Genomic DNA, 459 nt, shown 5'->3' on the forward strand with positions numbered 1-459 from the left:
CCTTCGCGGAAGATGTAGCGGTCACGCGCGGCGGATCCGCGACCCGCGGCGAGCGCCGCCAGGAACATCCGGTGCCTGTTCGACGTGTGGTTCGGCACGATGTCGACGACCACTTTGATGCCGGCCTCATGCGCGGCGGCCGTCATCGCGTCGAAATCATCCATGGTGCCGAGGCGCGGATCGACGTCGCGGTAATCGATCACATCGTATCCGCCGTCGGCAAGATCGGATGGATAGAACGGACTCAGCCAGATCGCGTCGATGCCGAGATCGCGCAGGTAGCCGATTTTCTCGGTGACGCCGGCGATATCACCCAATCCGTCGCCGTTCACGTCTTTGAAGCTGCGCGGATAGATCTGGTAGACGACGGCCTGTTTCCACCAATCGTCGTGAAGGTTGTTCGCGGTCATATCATCCTTTCCCCGTAAAGCAACATCCATTAATGAAAACGATAGCATC

Annotated in this window: 1 protein-coding gene; it reads right to left on the reverse strand. The window is 59.5% G+C overall.

Annotation, left to right across the window (positions count from 1 at the left end):
• The coding region (locus tag B3C64_RS06950; RefSeq protein WP_291534671.1) for an alpha-amylase family glycosyl hydrolase at positions 1 to 410 on the reverse strand (410 nt) is incomplete at its 3' end.
• Between the last annotated feature and the right edge of the window lie 49 nt (positions 411 to 459).

This window comes from Bifidobacterium sp. UBA6881, assembly GCA_002451435.1.
Taxonomy (GTDB): domain Bacteria; phylum Actinomycetota; class Actinomycetes; order Actinomycetales; family Bifidobacteriaceae; genus Bifidobacterium.